Genomic DNA, 16,831 nt, shown 5'->3' with positions numbered 1-16,831 from the left:
AATCATCTTGGCACTTATTATAGCAGTGATTAATTAAATAGAAAATATATAGGCTAAGTCATTTTTATTCAAAATCTAATTCGAAATCTTTGCCAGTGAAAAAGTGGGTTTTAACCGATAATAAGTAGTTGGCAATAATTCCAAGTGCGATTGGTAAAATGAAAAAGAGGATTGTAATTAATGCAATGTTAGCAAAATTAGCTTGGCGGCCGGCCATAGCAGCAACTGGTCCGATCAAACCGGAGAAACCGAATCCAGCACTCATTGGATTACCAACAATTCCAAAGATTGCGCCTAAAGCACCCATAATTCCAGCGTTAACTGCAAGTGGAATCAAAAGCTTGGGTTGAGTAAGTAGGTTTGCCATCTGCATTTTTGGTGAACCCAAAAAATGCGCAATTGAGGTACCGAATGAATTTACTTTCCAACCAAAAATTGCTAGGGCAAAAGCAGCAGCAGTAATTCCTAAATTAGCAGAACCAGCAGCGATACCGTGAATACTAATTGCAGTTGCGATACCGACGGAGGAGATAGGTGAAACGACAAGGATTGCAAAAACAATTCCCATTAGTGTTCCCATTAGAATTGGTTGGAGCGATGTTAGATGTTCAATTCCTAAACCAATTATTCTCGTAAATGCACTGATTGGAATTCTGGTGAGACTTCCAATTCCACCTGCAACTACCAAAACAATTAGTGGGACAAGTAAAATTGTGTATGCCTTTAACTTTTTACCTAAAAACAGGACTAATGCGTAGGCAACCATGATCGTGACTGCGACATTAATTACGTCACCGTTGCCGATTACTACAACTTTACCGTTTTGAATCGTAAAGTTACCAGCTGCAGCAGTAGCTGCAAGTGCAATGGAGGAAGTTTGGATAGGGGTCAACTTACCAGTCATACCAACACAAACGGCACTAATTGCAGGTAAAAGTGAAGAAGCAAAAGTGGTAAAGGTAAGTATGAATCCTAGTTGAGGAAACATGGGTAAGAGTACTTTAATTAATTGACTAACTAAAGCGCCTGGAATTAACGCGACTACTATTCCTGTGGATAGGCCATTAAGCGTATCTAAGGTAATTCTTTTTAAAATTTTCATTCTTTTCTCCCGAAATAAAAAACTCACACAGTCAATCGCTGTGTGAGCATTACTCGAGAAGAAGTACTTAAGCTACGACACACAGCATTTTATTTGAACTGTGTGTCTAAGACAATACAAATTAGGCACTCAGATCATTCACTAAAGTACCAAAAATAATATTTAACTGGTGTTAGATTAGTTTTTATGTTTGTCATAATAATCCGTACCTCTCATAAATATTTAATCAATATCATACTAAACTAAATTTTAAAAAGCAAGCAAAATTAAAAATAAAATATTTAGTATAAATATTAAGTACTAATCATAAATAGAAAATAATTCCTAAAAAATAAACTATTTAATACTTGTTAAGGACACCTTTGTTGAACTAAAATATTCAGTAATTGCATTATGGATTTTCCATAATCAGGTTTGAGAAAAAGGAGAAGTGATTAAAATATCTACGTTTATTAATTTTATTAGCTTTTTGGGTGACTGGTTGCTCTTTTCTTTTCCTTTATATCAGGGATTGATGGAGCTTTATGATTATAAGTGGTTTTTGACCGAATTTAATCAGTCTAGTAAATCACAACCGAAAATCTCACCACTTTATTGGATTGCACCAATAGTTAAGATTTATCTTGAGAAAAAACGTGCAGTGAAAATTTTAGGTGACATCATCAAGAATGAGTCAGATTTGAGAACTGCGATGAGTTTTATTGACAAAGCTACGGCTTGGTACTTTGTGTCACTTGGTGGTTGGCTTAAGATGGTCTCATCTTTATATGAGTTCTTAGGCGAGCTTCACATTGAAAGTGTCCTCTGGCTAATTGTCGGTACAGTAATTTTAACTTTCTTAGGTATTTCTTCGGCATACTACCGTATCAATCCTAAGCGTCAAGAAAATCTGATTTCAAAGCTCAAAGATGATTAAGTTATTGAATGATTTACAAATCAAAAAGGCCTCAACTTAAAGTTGGGGCCTTTTTGTTAATAGTCATTCGGGTACGAAAAAACCACCCTTACAAATTGTAAAGGTGGCTTCAAAAGTGATCCGGGTGAGATTCGAACTCACGACCCACGGTTTAGAAGACCGTTGCTCTATCCAGCTGAGCTACCAGACCATCGAATTTACGCTTGCCGCGCAAGAACAGTAACTATTATAGAAAAAAAGATGTCTAATTGCAACCACTAATTTTCAAATCTTCCATAATAATTGTTGTACTTTAAATAAATTTATATAGGGTGGTGTTTTATATAGTAATAATCTGTATAATTAAACCAATAAACTAAGGAAAAGGTAGAAAAAAGTATGAGAAGAAAGCTGTTAAAAATACTTCCTCTTATAAGTGTTTTGCTATTTTGTTTTGCTATGCCGCAAAAAGCGAAGGCAGAAGTTGAGGTTAAATATGATATTCAAAACAACCAGGTTACTTCTAAAGTAAATCCGGATGGTTCATTAACGATAAAACGCAGAATTGATTATGAATTCCAGTCAACTGCAAACGGCGTTTTTTATCGTCAAAATCTTGAGCCTAATCAAAAGATTAAGCATGTCAAGATAACGACCAAGGCCAATGATGCACCAACGCTTAATTCGACCGATTTTACTCTTCGTAAAAGTGAACACGGCTATGAAATGATAGTGCCTCATGTTGTTAGAGAAAAGCATGAACATTTCACTGTAACTTACGCCTACCAAATTACCAATGCAATTACTAATTATCGCGATATTGCTGAATTAAACTTTATGATTATTGGTAATGGCTGGGATACAAGATTAAAAAAAGTTAAAGCGAGTGTGATTTTTCCAGGCCCAGTTAAGGACTTGAAGGCTTGGGCCCATGGCCCACTTGATGGTAAGCTTGAAGTGGATCCTCAAGATGGCAAAATTATCATGACTGCTGATAATTTGGGTGGTCATACGGGAATTGAAGTCCATACCATTTTTCCATTAAGCGTAACGCCTAAAAATAAAAATGTAAAAAATGTCAATCATAAGCAGGCTGTTCTTAAACAAGAAAAGAAATTAGCAGCGCAAAGTAACGCCAAACAAAAGAAAAATTTGATGATTAGTCTAGTTCTTGTTTTAGTCAGTGTTGTGACGGGAATCCTTTCTATTTTTAAAGGCTTTACCACACAGAAGATAGGCTATAAGCCTAAAAAGATTAGTGAGTTAAGTCACGATTATGAAATACCTGATGCCAATCCAGTGATTGCTCAAGTTCTTGACACTGCTAAAGTTCCTGATAGTAAGGCTTTTACGGCTTACTTAATGGAGCTTGCTATTCATAAGAAAATTAAAATTGAGGATTACAAGAGCAAGCTTAAGACAACCTATTATCGTATTTCATTAATCGATGAGAATGTTGCACACGAAAGTACTCTTATGTGGATGCTTTTTAATGAAATTGGTGATGGAACAAGTTTTACTACGAAGGAATTGAAAAAAGCACGTGGTAAAAAGTTGGGACGCAGTTTTGATGACTGGGCTGATGATCAATTCTATTCAGCAGATAAAGATCAATATATGCCTGAGGAGTTATTGTTAAAGAAGAAGCGTAGTAACAGGATAATTCTTGGTTTGAGGATTGCGAGTTTGGTTGCAGCAGGTCTAGCCGTGTTATTTACCCGCAAGTATATCTGGCCAATTATTATTGTTGCAGGACTACTTTTTGTCATTGGTACTATAGGTATGTACAGGGATAAAAACCAGATCAATCTGTATTCCAAGAAGGGTGCACTTGAAGTTGACAAGGTACGTAGCTTTAAGAAGATGTTGAAAGACATTGGTCGTTTCAATATGAAAGAAGTTGGTGATTTAATCTTGTGGGAAGATATTTTACCTTATGCAGTTTCTTTTGGCCTAGCTAAGAAGGTCATGAAAGAACTTAAAATTGAATTTAACCAGGATGAGTTAAATAATAGTGATTTATTCTTCTATGGTTTTCTGGCTAATAGTGGTAAAAATAGTTTTGCTGAAAACTTCAATACCTGCTTTAAAAACGGAATTGCCGCTGGTTCAAGTAGCGTTTCAAGTGGTTCATTTGGTTCCGGTTCATCGGGCGGCTTTGGCGGCGGTTCCGGTGGTGGAGCATTTTAGAAATTTCATTAAAGGTCTAGTTGTTATGCTAGGCTTTTTTTGTTTGCTATACTATTAAAGATAGAGATTAGAAAAAAGTTGGAGATTAAAATGTTTGATTACCGGAATAATATAAAAAGAATTTTAAATCAGACTACTGGCGATGAGAAAAGCTTACGAAATGGTCTAGCAGCAATTAAGTTGATTTTAGGCATGACAGATGGTGATCAAGCAATACCAAAAGAAAAAAAGAAAAGTTCGATTGAACTTGATTTAAATCAAGTAAATATGCTTTTGACCAGTCTCACTAAATTGATACGGACACCAGGAGATGTTCAGGCAAAAAGCACAGCTTTATCGGCGATTCAAAAACTGACAATGACACCACAAGTTGACAAAAAATTCAGGGATAATCTGATTGATCTTAAAAAGAATGTTAATTTGTCTAAGACTTCGAATGAACAAGTCAATCAAAAGATCTTTAAGCAGGCGCTTGAGAAAAAAGAAAAACCAAAAAAGGATTATCGAAAAGGTAAGCGTTATACAGTTGTTAGGCTTTTATCTGGTTGTGATTTAGTCGATGATGGTAATAGAATCGTTTATACGATGAAGGAATCGCAAATTCACTCTTTGAATTTAAAAAGTGGTGATATTGTCGAAGCTTTACCAGAAGAAAACAATCCACATTATGAGGCAGAAATTTTACGTGTTGTTGGCTTCCGCAAGTTATCGAAAATGGAAGTTGATACTATTTCTACCTTTAAGTACGCTGTTGTACAAGGGAGACCAGGTCACTTGTCAATCAGCCGTAATGCTCAGGGGCAAAAACTACGTATTCGAGGCAAGGCAGTTTTACTCCCAATAGATTCAAGCAAATACTGGGATGATAATATTCAATTGGTTGATGGCTCAATTGTTGATTTAGCGTGGTATGACGGTGATGTTAGACTGAAGAAAAGTCCTGCTGACGCTATTCAAATTCGCTGGGTTTACCAGCTTGAACAGCCGCAGCCGGCGACTCATGCTAAGAAAAAGAAAGATAAAGTTGAAACGCAGGCAACTGAGTTACCAAAATTAGCTTTAGATCTTCATTACCAAAGAGTAGGTATTGCGGTAGGAGATAATCAAAACGAAGCATTATTAGAGGGAATTGTAACTCGTTATAATGGAATCGCGATTCCAGTAGATGCCTTTCAGGGAAAGAAAAAAGTCATTGAGAACCAAATAAAAGATTTGGACTTGGTTATTTTGGTGACAGCATTTGCTGCTCATGATAGTGCTTGGAACATCAGTGAATTTGCAAGTAAATACAAAGTCAAGTTCGCCGTTAGTTCAAGTAAGGGTTACCAATCATTTGAGCGTGCGCTATATCGTGCTGCCAAAGGGTTACCAGCATATGAGGGTAATCAAACCATTCAATATGAAAAAGCAGATAACTAGATCAATTAAATCTATAAGTTTTTGATAATTTAGGAGGCAAAAAGACTTATTTCTTGCGTATATTAGTTATTTTCTTGTATCATATTAAATAACACTTTTTACGGAAGGAAGATGAGATGAAAAACATAAAGCACAAACACACATGGCAATATTGGTTATTTTTCTTGGCTGGACTTGAGATTATAACAATTGCAATTAACTTCTTCTATGCACCAATTAATGTGGCCGCAGGAGGATCAACGGGAATTTCAATTCTTGTTGACGCCGTATGGGGTATTAATCGGTCAATAACAGTTTTTATTGTCAATTTAATCATGCTCATTCTAGCAGTCATTTTTCTTGGCAAGGAAACTTTGAAAAAAGTGGCTCTCGGTAGTATGTTGCTGCCAATTTTAATGGCAATCACGCCAAGCATGAAATTAACTACTAACAATATGCTGGCAGTAATTTATGGTGGTGTTCTAATGGGAATCGGGGTATCAATGCTTTATCGCATCAATGCCTCATCTGGTGGAACAACAATTCCACCACTTATTATCAAAAAGTACTTTTATATCGATCCTGCTATGTCACTGATGGCAATTGATATGACTATAATTGTCTTAAACCTCTTTGTAGATGGAACGGAAGCATTCTTACTTGCCGCTTTTTCGCAGGTAATTACAACAATTACAATGCGGTATACAGAAACTGGTTTTGATAAGAAATACCAGGTTAGAATCATGAGCAATACTAAGTTGGATCAGGTTCGTGATATGCTACAAAATGACTATGAAGGTCTAACAGTTTTCAACGTTGTTGGTGGTTACACCGATAAAGACAAACAGCAGCTGGTAATTGTAGTTGATACCAACGAATACGGTCAATTAGTAGCAAAAATACGTGAAATTGATAATGAAGCCTTCATCGTGACAGAAAACGTAGCGAAAGTTCACGGTGGAAAGTGGCAAATTTAAGGCTCAATTAGTTGGATTTTTATTGCCAATTTTTGTTTGAAGTAGTACTATATAGGAGTTGTATTTGTGGAGACCTTCACATCTGCAACCGCACATTTTGTGGTTAGAAGTTTTCTATCAAGAAACACCTCAATTGGCGAGTCTAAGTAAATTTTTGGAGGGCAGTAAATGTACGCAATTATTAAAACCGGCGGAAAGCAATACAAAGTTGCTGAAGGCGATAGTGTTTTTGTTGAAAAGCTTGACGTTGAAGAAGGTAAGGAAGTTACTTTTGATGAAGTAATCTTAACTTCTGACGGCAATAACGTTAAGGTTGGTGCACCTTTAGTTGATGGCGCCAAGGTTGTTGCTAAGGTTGAGAAGCAAGGTAAGGAAAAGAAAGTTGTTACTTTCAAGTACAAGCCTAAGAAGCACTCACATTCAAAATATGGTCACCGTCAACCTTATACTAAGGTTACAATTGAAAAAATTGAATTAAACTAGAGGTGAAACAATTATGAATATTTTAAATCTTAAATTATTTGCCCACCACAAGGGTGGAGGTTCTACTGCTAACGGTCGTGATTCAGCTGGTCGTCGTTTAGGCGCTAAGGCTGCAGACGGTCAAACAATTCACGCAGGTACGATTATCTATCGTCAACGTGGTACTAAGATTCACCCTGGCAAGAACGTTGGTCAAGGTGGAGATGACACATTATTTGCATTAGTAAATGGTGTAGTTAAGTTTGAACGTAAGGATAAGTACAGAAAGCAAGTTTCTGTTATCCCAGTTGAAGAAGAAGCTAAGTAATTTAGTTCTTAATTAAGAAGACGAAAAGCATGTGCTTCTCGTCTTTTTCTGTGTTAAAAAATACGTTATGATCTATAAATAGTTTTTAGCAGTAAAATATAGTCAAACTTTACATAGGAGAAAAAAGATGGCTGAAAAAAATGAATTATTAAGTCTACTGAATAGGCGTATTACAGAAGTAGCTAATTTAATAAAAGAAAAAAATGCAGATGCTATACTCATTTTTAATCAAGCTAACTATCGTTATTTGACTAATTTTACTGGTGAAGAAGCACAGTTGATTTTGACAGCTGCAGGTGATCGGATTTTACTATCAGATTCGCGTTTTGCGGGCCAAATAAAGGCTCAGGCACCTGGTGAAATGACTGTTATTATGAAGCATGGCAACCAGGATCAAGAAATATCTGATCAGTTAAAAAAGGCTAATCTGAAAAAAGTCTTGGTTGAAGGGGAATTTGTTTCAGCAACTGAGTTATTTACTTTGCAAGAGCTTAATCCAGAAATTGATTTTGAACTTTGTGAAGAATTAGTTGAACGAGTTAGAAACGTTAAAGATCCGCTGGAAATTGAGATGCTCCGTCGTGCGATTAATATTTCAATGGATAGCTTCAATGAAATTCTACCTTTAGTAAAGCCAGGGGCAATTGAGCGTAATATTGGTGCCAAACTTGATTACCTCTTTAAAGTTAATGGAGGCGATGGTCCGAGCTTTGATACAATTATTGCTTCTGGCGCGCGTTCAGCTTGGGCACACGGAATTGCAAGCGATAAAGTAATTGAAGATGGCGACATGGTTGTAATTGACTTTGGTGCCTTTTATAATGGTTACGCAGCTGACATTACGCGGACTGTAGCAGTTGGTAAAGTTGATCAAGAAATGCAAAAAATTTATGAGATTGTTCATGAAGCTCAAAGACGTGGTATCGAAGCAGCAGTGGTAGGCAATCAAGGTAGTGATGTTGACCATGCTGCCCGCGACTATATCACTGAACAAGGCTATGGTCAGTACTTCGGTCATGGCATTGGGCACGGAATCGGCTTAGAAATTCACGAACTCTGTCAACCGGCGTTACCATTTGGTAAGCAAGAATTGGTAAATAATATGGTTCATACTGTCGAGCCCGGAATTTACCTTCCTAATAAAGGTGGGGTTAGAATTGAAGATGATATTCTTGTTCACGACAATTCGCCAGAGACTTTATCTACTTTACCTAAGGATGAGTTAATTTCTTTATAAAGTTAGAGATTATTTATAGTAAAATCACGTGTTAATTGGTAAGATATTATTATGGAGATGAGGTTCTTAATATGACAATGATTTCAGTTAACGAGTTTAAAAATGGTTTGACCATCAAGTACAATAATGACTTATGGCGCATCGTTGAGTTCCAACATGTTAAACCTGGTAAAGGTAGTGCCTTTGTTCGTTCCAAGTTAAAGAGCTTAAACACTGGTGCAGTTCAAGAATATACATTCCGTTCCACTGCTAAAGTTGAAACTGCGGAAATCCAAACAAAGGGTATGCAATACCTTTATAACGATGGTTCAAACTATGTTTTCATGGATACAACTACTTATGATCAGTTAGCAATTCCAAATGAACAAATTACTGATGAAGCTAAGTATTTAAAGGAAAACATGGATGTTAGTGTAATTATGCATGATGGTAAGACATTAGGAATTCAATTACCTAACACGGTTGAATTAGCGGTTTCAAAAACTGAACCAAATATTAAGGGTGATACTTCTTCAGGTGGTGGTAAACCTGCTACAATGGAGACAGGTTTAGTAGTCAACGTGCCATTCTTTATTAATGAAGGCGATGTATTAATTATCAATACTGTTGATGGCACATACGTATCTCGCGCAAATAAATAGTTTTTTGAGGTAAACAAAATGGCAGATAGTTCAAAAATTGTCTTAGATGATAAAAATAACGGTGAAGAAATTGAAATAGATCCTAGTGTTCTTGAAGTTATTATGGGCATTGCTGCCGAAAAAGTTGACGGTGTGGCTGAAATGCATGGCAATGTCAGATCTGGAATTAACTGGGTTTTAGGTCGCGAAGATTTACGTCGCGGCGTCGAAATCAGAGTAAACGAAGATGGTGACTTAATTGCTGACGTCTACGTTGGTCTTGAAGCTGGCTGTAATGTGCCAAAAATCGCAAAGGATCTTCAAAAGTCATTAAGACAGCAAGTGCTTCAAATGACTGATCTGACTCTCAAGGAAATTAATGTCCATGTAATCGGTCTAGTATTCCCAGAGGAAGAAGAGCAGGATGATAGTGGTACCTCTCAACTTTTCTCTGACATTGATGAAAAGGATAAAAATGAATCAACACGAGAGTCGTAGAGTTGCAATGCAGGCTGTATATTTAGCTAATCAAGATTTAAAGTATACACCTGCTGAAGTTGAGGCAAAAACCGTTGCAATGCTTGATTTAAAAGAACTTTCTGCTTATTCAAAGACTTTAATTGAAGGTGTGATTGAAAAGCGGGACGAGCTAAAAGGTCAGCTTGCTTCTTATCTGAAGAAAAACTGGCGTATTGATCGAATTGACCAAATTTCGCTGGCTATTTTAGAAATAGCTCTATTTGAAATTAAATATAGCGATGAAATTGAGCCTAAAGCAGCGGTCAATGAAGCTTTGAACTTATGTGATGAGTTTGCAGATCCAAAAACTAAACCGTTTATTAACGGTATTTTGGCAAATTTCATCCAAAAATAATTAATAGTCGGCTTGATAGCCGGCTATTTTTTTAAAAAAGGAATAAACTAATGGGTCAATTTCTAGATGGAAAGAACTTAGCTGATGAGCGCGCGGCTATACTAAAGACACAGGTTAGTGAATTAAAAAGTCAGGGAATAGTTCCATTATTTTGCGTAATTAATATTGGTGATGATCCAAGTAGTAAGCTCTATATTAAAACTAAAAAAAGGCGAGCAGATGAAATTGGAATTGTTCAAAAAGTCTATCAACTGCCTAAAACACAGAGTCAGCAGTCTTTGTTAACTCTGATTGATCGGTTAAATCAGGATAAAAAAGTTTACGGTATTATGATCCAGTTACCGGTCCCACCGCAAATTAACCTCAATGAAGCATTGGAACATATCGATCCAGAAAAAGATGTCGATTGTTTGACGCCGAGTAATGTAGGCCGTTTATGGCGCGGTGACCATTATGTCGAACCTGCAACAGCTCATGGTGTATTGGCATTACTTGATCACTATCAAATTAAGTTACATGGCAAAAAAGTGGTAATCATCGGTCGTAGTAGTATTGTTGGCAAGCCATTAGCTGCTTTAATGCTAGAACGAGATGCGACAGTTTCTATTTTGCATTCAAAAACAAAACAGCTTGCTGAATATACCAAAAATGCCGATATACTTGTTTCAGCTGTTGGACACGCTAACTTGGTTACGCCAGAGATGGTCAAAGAAAATGCAGTGGTGATTGATGTTGGCATTAATAGAGTTAACAATCAAACTGTTGGGGATGTTAATACTGTATTGGTTAAACCTAAAGTGAGCTTTATTACGCCAGTCCCTGGAGGAATTGGTCCTTTAACTGTAGAATCATTGATGGAGCAAGTTGTTAAACTAACAAGGAGAAAAAATGGCAGATAATAAGTATCTTACAGTTACGGATCTGAATTACTATATTACACAGAAGTTCAAAAATGATCCGTATTTGCATAAAGTTTTTCTTCAAGGTGAACTGTCTAATTTTCGCTATCGCAGAAATTCTCATCAATATTTTTCGTTGAAAGATGAAAAATCCAAAATAAATGTGGTAATGTTCCGTTCATATTTTGATAAGGTTAAATTCAAGCCTGAAGAGGGTATGAAGGTCTATATTTCGGGTTATGTAAGTGTATATGGTCCTCAGGGAACCTACCAGTTTTATGCCGAATCAATGGAACCTGCTGGTCTTGGGGCACTATATGAGCAGTTAAAACAATTGCAAAGAAAATTATCTGACGAAGGTTTGTTTGATGAAGCCCATAAGAGGCCATTGCCAAAGTTTCCAGATCATATTGCAGTAGTTACAAGTGCTTCCGGAGCAGTAATTCATGATATTTTGGTTACTGTCAATCGCAGATTTCCTCATACCGAAGTTGATTTATTTCCTGCTCAAGTTCAAGGAGATCGTGCTGCAGATTCTTTGGTGGAAGCAATGAAACAAATTACCAGTTATGGTGACAAATATGATGTCATGATTATTGGTAGAGGTGGTGGCTCGCTTGAAGATTTGTGGCCTTTTAATGAAGAAAAAGTGGTTCGGCAAGTTTATGATATGAGTATGCCGGTTATTTCATCAGTTGGTCATGAAACTGATACTACCTTGTGTGATTTGGTGGCTGATGCCCGTGCTGCAACACCCACTGCTGCAGCTGAATATGCAACACCTAACTTGCCTGATGAATTAGCTAATATTCATCAATTACAAAGCAGCCTATTGGCAAGTATGCAGAATATTATTCGAGTTAGACGTGAATATTTGAATCGTATTAACAATTCGGTCATTATGAGAGAACCGGCCAGACTATATGACGAGCAGGCCCAAACCGTCGATTTATTACGTGAGCGGCTTCACAGTAGCATGATTCATCTACTTGAGCGGCAAAGACAACAATATCAACTTACAAAGCAAAAGCTAGTTGGTGTGAATCCAGAAAAGAAAATTGAGCAAGTGCTTCAACAAGAGAACTTTTTCTACCAAAAACTAGTTTCCAATATGCAGACGCTTTTACGCGAAAAAAGGCATCATTTGGCTCAAGCCGGTCAGCAATTGAACGACTACAGCCCCTTAATGACGCTTGATCGTGGTTATGCTTATGTAACTGATGATACGCAGAAGACAATTACTTCTGTGGATCAATTGAAGAAGAATAATGAAATAAACATTAATTTTAAAGATGGTAAAGCACAGGCTGTTGTAAAAGCAGTTAGGAGAAACGAAAATGGCAACTAAGAAAAATAACTTCGAAGAAGAATTAAATGAATTACAAAAAATTGTTAGCAACCTTGAAAATGGTAATGTAGCCTTAGAAGATGCATTGACTGAATTTCAAACTGGAGTAAAACTGAGTAAGGACTTAAACAAACGTTTAACGGAAGCAGAGGAGACTGTTGCCAAATTAATTGATAGTGATGGTACAGAACATCAATTAGATCCAAATGACGCTGCAGCACCGGAAGAATAATATGAATTTTGTAGAATTTAGAAAAAAATGGACACCCAAAATTGATCAATATTTAGAGGAACATTTAAAACAAGACGTTGATGACAAAAAAATAAGTCAAATTATGACCTATTCAGTAATGGCTGGTGGTAAAAGACTGCGGCCCTTATTGTTTCTGGCTACCTTAGATTCTTTAAATAAGGACATTACGAATTCTGAAGTTCAAATTGCTTGTGGTATCGAACTAATCCACACGTATTCTTTGATTCATGATGATTTACCTGCGATGGATAATGATGATTATCGTCGTGGCAAATTAACCAGTCATAAAAAATGGGGTGAAGCTGAAGCAATATTGGCTGGAGACGCATTGCTTCCATTAGGAATTCAATGGATTGCAGAAGGCAGCAAGTCCTATGAATTGGTTGAAATTATTACCTCAGCAGTTGGACCCAACGGTATGGTTGGAGGACAATATCTTGACATTGATTCAACCAATAATGCAAGTGTGGCTGATGACGAAGTTTTAATTGATCGAATGGAATGGTTAAAAACTGGTTGCTTGATTGAAGCTTGTGTCAAAATGGGTGCTGTATATGCGGGAGCAGATGAAAATAGTAAGACAAATCTAATTAAATTTGCCGATAATTTTGGTCGAGCATACCAAATTTATGATGATTTAGTTGATGTCGTTCAAACTAGTAAAGAGGCTGGAAAAGCAACTCACAAGGACCAAGAAAATGGTAAGAACAATACTTTAACAATTCTTGGTATTGAACAAAGTAGAAGAGAACTGACCAAATTAATTGCTGAGGCAAAAGCAAATTTAACGAGTCTTAACAATGGAGTTTTAACTGGTTTTCTAGATTTATATCAAAAGGTGCTCTAAAAAATGAAAGAAAGAGCTGACATACTATTAGCTAAACAAGGACTTTTTAACTCTCGAACTCAGGCACAGCGAGCAATTATGGCTGGTTTGGTTTCGGATCACAATCATCAGCGGATTGATAAGAGTGGAACAAGTTTTCCTGAAGATGAACATTTTTATATTAAAAAGTCGGATAAAAAATATGTCTCACGTGGGGGTTTTAAGCTCGAAAAAGCCCTTGAATCGTTCGAAATTGATTTAACAGATAAAATATGTCTTGATATTGGAGCTTCTACCGGTGGTTTTACAGATGTTGCACTACAGAACCACGCCAAAATGGTGTATGCACTTGACGTAGGATACAATCAGTTGGCTTGGCAGTTGCGAGATGACAAACGCGTTGTGGTCATGGAAAAGCAAAATTTCCGTTTTAGTAAACCTGAAGATTTTACCCAAGGATTACCTGATTTTGCGATGACTGACGTTTCTTTTATTTCACTTGATCTAATTATGCCGCCAATGTACGACATTCTTAAAAATGATTGTGATGCTGTTTGCCTAATTAAGCCTCAATTTGAAGCGGGGCCAGAAAATGTTGGTAAACACGGAATTGTTCATGACCACCAGGTTCATTGCAATGTAATTGAACATACCATCGAAAAAGCGCGTGAAATAGGCTTTAACGTGCTAGGCCTTGATTATTCACCAATTAAAGGTGGCAAAGGCAATATTGAATTTTTAATTCATTTGCAAAAAAGTGAAGAAAATGGTGGGCAAATGCTATGGTCAGGAACCCCTGAAGAAGTTGTTGAAAGAGCAGTTGCTGAGCTTTAGGAGATAATTATGTTAGTTGAACTGGATATTAAAAACTTCGCCATTATTAAGGCTTTGAAGGTTCGCTTTCAAGAACATATGACAGTGCTAATTGGTGAAACTGGTGCTGGTAAATCGATTATTATTGATGCAGTTTCACTATTGATGGGTGGAAGAAGCCAAAAAGAAATGGTTCGTAGTGGTGAAAAGAAGGCTGTTATTACAGGTCTTTTTGAAATTGATAATCAAGCCGCTAAAATTACAGAACTATGTGAGCAGTATGGCTTGCCTATTTCAGACGGGCAACTTGTGATTAGTAGGGAGCTTGCCGTTAAAGGTCGTAATGTAGTCAGAATTAATGGACAGTTAACGACGATTAACGTTTTACGAGAATTGGGTTATTATCTGGTTGATATTCACGGTCAAAATGATCAACAAATTTTAATGGATCAGGACCGGCAAATTGATTTAGTTGATAATTACGCTCCAGAACAATTTAAAAAAGAGCTAGCGGAGTACCAAGACAATTTCGCTACTTGGGAAAAGTTAAGCGACCGGTTGAACCATTTGCGAAGTGACGCTCAAGAGTTAGCCCAAAAGCAGGATATTTTAACCTTTCAAAGTGAAGAATTATCTTCTGCCAACTTAACTGATCCAGCAGAAGACGAGCAACTAGAAGAAGAATACAACGAATTAAGTAACTATCAAAAAATCGTGGATACTGCAAATTACTTAATGCAATTGTACGATGATGACGAACATGGTTTGGAAACACTACTAGGTAATGCTCAAAGTGCTGCAAATGAACTCGGCGAATATGGTGCTAAGTTTAAGGACATTGCCAAAACAATTGATGACGGTGTCTTTGCATTAAGTGATGCCCGAAGTGAACTATCAAATGTCTTAGATGAAATGGACTTTGATGAGGAACGCTATCAATATGTTACAAGTAGATTAGATTTACTTAATTCGCTGAAGAAAAAGTATGGCCCTACTTTGCAGGATGTGTTTGCTTTTTATGAAAAAGTACAAAAAGAGTTGAGTCAATATGAAACTGGCGGTCTGGATGAAGAAAAACTGCAAAAAGAAGTAGCTCAAGTTGAAAGTAAGCTAACTGAAGAAGCAAAGAAACTTCATCAGATGCGTGAAAAAGTTGCAAATACATTAGAAGAGAAGATTAAGCAAGAACTTAAAGACTTATACATGGCAAAGGCCCGTTTTGCAATAGATATTTCGACTACTAAGGGTTTCACCAAAAAGGGAACAGATGAAGTTGTGTTCCTAATTGCTCCTAATCCGGGAGAAGATTTAATGCCATTGGTAAAAATTGTTTCAGGTGGTGAGCAATCAAGGTTGATTTTAGCGCTTAAAGCAATTTTTAGTCGGGTTGAACCTGTAGGAACAATGATTTTTGATGAAATTGATACTGGTGTCTCTGGAAGAGTTTCAGCGGCAATTGGAAAGAAATTGCATTCAATTGGACAAAATAAACAAGTTATTGCCATAACTCATTCGCCTCAAGTAGCTGCAGCTAGTGATCAAAAGTACTTAGTTGCCAAAGAAGTTAAAGATGGTGCAACCTACACTCAAATAGGTCCATTAACCCAGGAAGAAACAGTAACTGCAATTGCCGAAATGATGGCAGGAAGCGATGTTACTCAAGCTGCAAAACAAAACGCGAAAGACCTAATGAGGAGTTTTAAAAAGAAAGAATGAGATATCTCGAAAAAATAAAATTAGATTCTAAAGAAGTGAAGCAGGCTCGTCAGCTAGCTAAAGTAATTCATGAACACGATAAAACTTTTTGTGATATCTATTTAAGTAATCAATACAATTATTTTAAGGATATGCCCACTTTTATTCTAGCTTATGATAATGAAGAGCTAATAGGTCTAACAATGCTTTATGCTGATGAGAAGCCGGATGAAGAAGTCGACATTCATGTGGAAGTAGCGCCCAAAAAACGTCAACAAGGCGTAGCTACTGAAATGATTAAGCGTGCAAAAAAGATTCTGAATAAATATGGTTATCAGAACTATGATTTTGTTAGCGAGAAAGCTTTTATAGAACAAAATCCGACCTATTTGTCCAATAATAATTTAAAAGTTGATGCTGCTGACTATCATATGAGTACACAAAATCCAGAGAAAATTTTTCAAGATGATAAACTGAATCGCATACTAGGCGTGCGTCAGATGGTCAAAACGGATTTTAATAATGTTGCAAGTATTTATAGTGTAGCTTTTGATCTAGATATTGCGAACGCTAAAACTTATATTGCCGAAAGTTTGGCTGATGATCAAATGCTGAGTTTTGTTTTAACTTATAAAGAAGACGTGATTGGCTATTGTGCTGTTGATGACGGGTATTTCTTTGGTTTATTTGTTGCTCGCGACTATCAGGGACATGGATATGCTAGTTTCTTTATTAAAAAAATGATGGAAATTTTGATTAGAAAAGGAATAAACGAGTTTTCGCTTGATGTGGAACCTGATAACATAGCGGCAGTTCGGACATATCAAAATGCTGGCTTAAAAATAGTTAGTGAAACTTACTATTTAGTGAAAGAAAAATAGTAAAAAAAGAGTTGAGAAATATTTCTCAACTCT

General features: G+C 36.6%; 18 protein-coding genes, 1 tRNA gene and 1 other annotated feature. Of the genes, 17 read left to right on the top strand and 2 right to left on the bottom strand.

What is annotated here, in order from left to right; translation table 11 throughout:
• Positions 1–64: 64 nt before the first annotated feature.
• A complete protein-coding gene (locus F5ESL0263_RS05445) occupies positions 65–1,102 on the bottom strand; it encodes a PTS sugar transporter subunit IIC (RefSeq protein ID WP_046307196.1) in 1,038 nt (345 codons plus the stop codon).
• Between the two features lie 430 nt (positions 1,103–1,532).
• Here F5ESL0263_RS05445 and F5ESL0263_RS05440 point away from each other — a divergent pair, with 430 nt between their 5' ends.
• A complete protein-coding gene (locus F5ESL0263_RS05440) occupies positions 1,533–2,018 on the top strand; it encodes a hypothetical protein (RefSeq protein WP_046307195.1) in 486 nt (161 codons plus the stop codon).
• Positions 2,019–2,134: 116 nt separating this feature from the next.
• Here F5ESL0263_RS05440 and F5ESL0263_RS05435 read toward each other — a convergent pair.
• Positions 2,135–2,208: transfer RNA gene (locus F5ESL0263_RS05435), tRNA-Arg, on the bottom strand.
• A 188-nt stretch (positions 2,209–2,396) separates the two neighbouring features.
• Between F5ESL0263_RS05435 and F5ESL0263_RS05430 the strand changes: the two genes are divergently transcribed.
• The 16 genes from F5ESL0263_RS05430 (at position 2,397) to F5ESL0263_RS05355 (ending at position 16,798) form a co-directional block, all read left to right on the top strand.
• Positions 2,397–4,187 carry a DUF2207 domain-containing protein gene (locus F5ESL0263_RS05430; protein WP_122035436.1) on the top strand — a complete coding sequence of 597 codons (1,791 nt, stop codon included), beginning with the start codon at positions 2,397–2,399 and terminating at the stop codon, positions 4,185–4,187.
• A gap of 90 nt (positions 4,188–4,277) precedes the next feature.
• On the top strand, positions 4,278–5,606 hold the full coding sequence (locus tag F5ESL0263_RS05425) for a DUF2325 domain-containing protein (protein ID WP_122035435.1): 1,329 nt from the start codon (positions 4,278–4,280) through the stop codon (positions 5,604–5,606).
• Between the two features lie 116 nt (positions 5,607–5,722).
• Entirely contained in the window at positions 5,723–6,562 is an 840-nt protein-coding gene (locus F5ESL0263_RS05420) for a YitT family protein (protein WP_109715612.1), read from the top strand.
• Positions 6,563–6,638: 76 nt separating this feature from the next.
• Positions 6,639–6,716 (top strand) — a sequence feature (ribosomal protein L21 leader region).
• Positions 6,717–6,730: 14 nt separating this feature from the next.
• Positions 6,731–7,045: a 50S ribosomal protein L21 gene (gene rplU, locus F5ESL0263_RS05415; protein ID WP_046307185.1), complete on the top strand. Its 315-nt coding sequence runs from the start codon at positions 6,731–6,733 to the stop codon at positions 7,043–7,045.
• 13 nt (positions 7,046–7,058) lie between these two features.
• Positions 7,059–7,352, top strand: coding sequence for a 50S ribosomal protein L27 (gene rpmA, locus F5ESL0263_RS05410; RefSeq protein WP_046307181.1), 294 nt, complete (start codon positions 7,059–7,061; stop codon positions 7,350–7,352).
• 127 nt (positions 7,353–7,479) lie between these two features.
• Positions 7,480–8,589 carry a Xaa-Pro peptidase family protein gene (locus F5ESL0263_RS05405; RefSeq protein WP_122035433.1) on the top strand — a complete coding sequence of 370 codons (1,110 nt, stop codon included), beginning with the start codon at positions 7,480–7,482 and terminating at the stop codon, positions 8,587–8,589.
• A gap of 71 nt (positions 8,590–8,660) precedes the next feature.
• On the top strand, positions 8,661–9,230 hold the full coding sequence (gene efp, locus F5ESL0263_RS05400; protein ID WP_046307177.1) for an elongation factor P: 570 nt from the start codon (positions 8,661–8,663) through the stop codon (positions 9,228–9,230).
• 18 nt (positions 9,231–9,248) lie between these two features.
• Positions 9,249–9,707 carry an Asp23/Gls24 family envelope stress response protein gene (locus F5ESL0263_RS05395; protein ID WP_046307175.1) on the top strand — a complete coding sequence of 153 codons (459 nt, stop codon included), beginning with the start codon at positions 9,249–9,251 and terminating at the stop codon, positions 9,705–9,707.
• Positions 9,685–10,083 carry a transcription antitermination factor NusB gene (nusB, locus tag F5ESL0263_RS05390; RefSeq protein ID WP_046307173.1) on the top strand — a complete coding sequence of 133 codons (399 nt, stop codon included), beginning with the start codon at positions 9,685–9,687 and terminating at the stop codon, positions 10,081–10,083. The genes F5ESL0263_RS05395 and nusB overlap by 23 nt, the downstream gene beginning before the upstream one ends.
• A 50-nt stretch (positions 10,084–10,133) precedes the next feature.
• Positions 10,134–10,982 (top strand): tetrahydrofolate dehydrogenase/cyclohydrolase catalytic domain-containing protein, encoded by an 849-nt coding sequence (locus F5ESL0263_RS05385; protein WP_074425126.1) that lies wholly within the window; start codon positions 10,134–10,136, stop codon positions 10,980–10,982.
• On the top strand, positions 10,972–12,330 hold the full coding sequence (gene xseA / locus F5ESL0263_RS05380) for an exodeoxyribonuclease VII large subunit (RefSeq protein WP_122035431.1): 1,359 nt from the start codon (positions 10,972–10,974) through the stop codon (positions 12,328–12,330). The genes F5ESL0263_RS05385 and xseA overlap by 11 nt, the downstream gene beginning before the upstream one ends.
• Positions 12,320–12,562, top strand: a complete 243-nt coding sequence (locus F5ESL0263_RS05375) for an exodeoxyribonuclease VII small subunit (RefSeq protein WP_046307168.1) — start codon at positions 12,320–12,322, stop codon at positions 12,560–12,562. Before xseA ends, F5ESL0263_RS05375 begins: the two co-directional genes overlap by 11 nt.
• Before the next feature lies 1 nt (position 12,563).
• On the top strand, positions 12,564–13,430 hold the full coding sequence (locus F5ESL0263_RS05370) for a polyprenyl synthetase family protein (protein WP_122035429.1): 867 nt from the start codon (positions 12,564–12,566) through the stop codon (positions 13,428–13,430).
• A gap of 3 nt (positions 13,431–13,433) precedes the next feature.
• Positions 13,434–14,243: a TlyA family RNA methyltransferase gene (locus tag F5ESL0263_RS05365; RefSeq protein WP_122035428.1), complete on the top strand. Its 810-nt coding sequence runs from the start codon at positions 13,434–13,436 to the stop codon at positions 14,241–14,243.
• A 9-nt stretch (positions 14,244–14,252) separates the two neighbouring features.
• The gene (gene recN / locus F5ESL0263_RS05360; protein ID WP_122035426.1) at positions 14,253–15,938 is read left to right on the top strand and encodes a DNA repair protein RecN; all 1,686 of its coding nucleotides are present in this window, start codon (positions 14,253–14,255) and stop codon (positions 15,936–15,938) included.
• Positions 15,935–16,798, top strand: coding sequence for a GNAT family N-acetyltransferase (locus F5ESL0263_RS05355; RefSeq protein ID WP_122035424.1), 864 nt, complete (start codon positions 15,935–15,937; stop codon positions 16,796–16,798). Before recN ends, F5ESL0263_RS05355 begins: the two co-directional genes overlap by 4 nt.
• Positions 16,799–16,831 lie beyond the last annotated feature (33 nt).

Origin of the sequence: Lactobacillus sp. ESL0263, assembly GCF_003692845.1 — a bacterium.
Lineage (GTDB): Bacteria > Bacillota > Bacilli > Lactobacillales > Lactobacillaceae > Lactobacillus > Lactobacillus apis.
The sequence above is the reverse complement of the archived record's forward strand: the minus strand, read 5'-3'. Positions and strand labels throughout refer to the sequence as shown.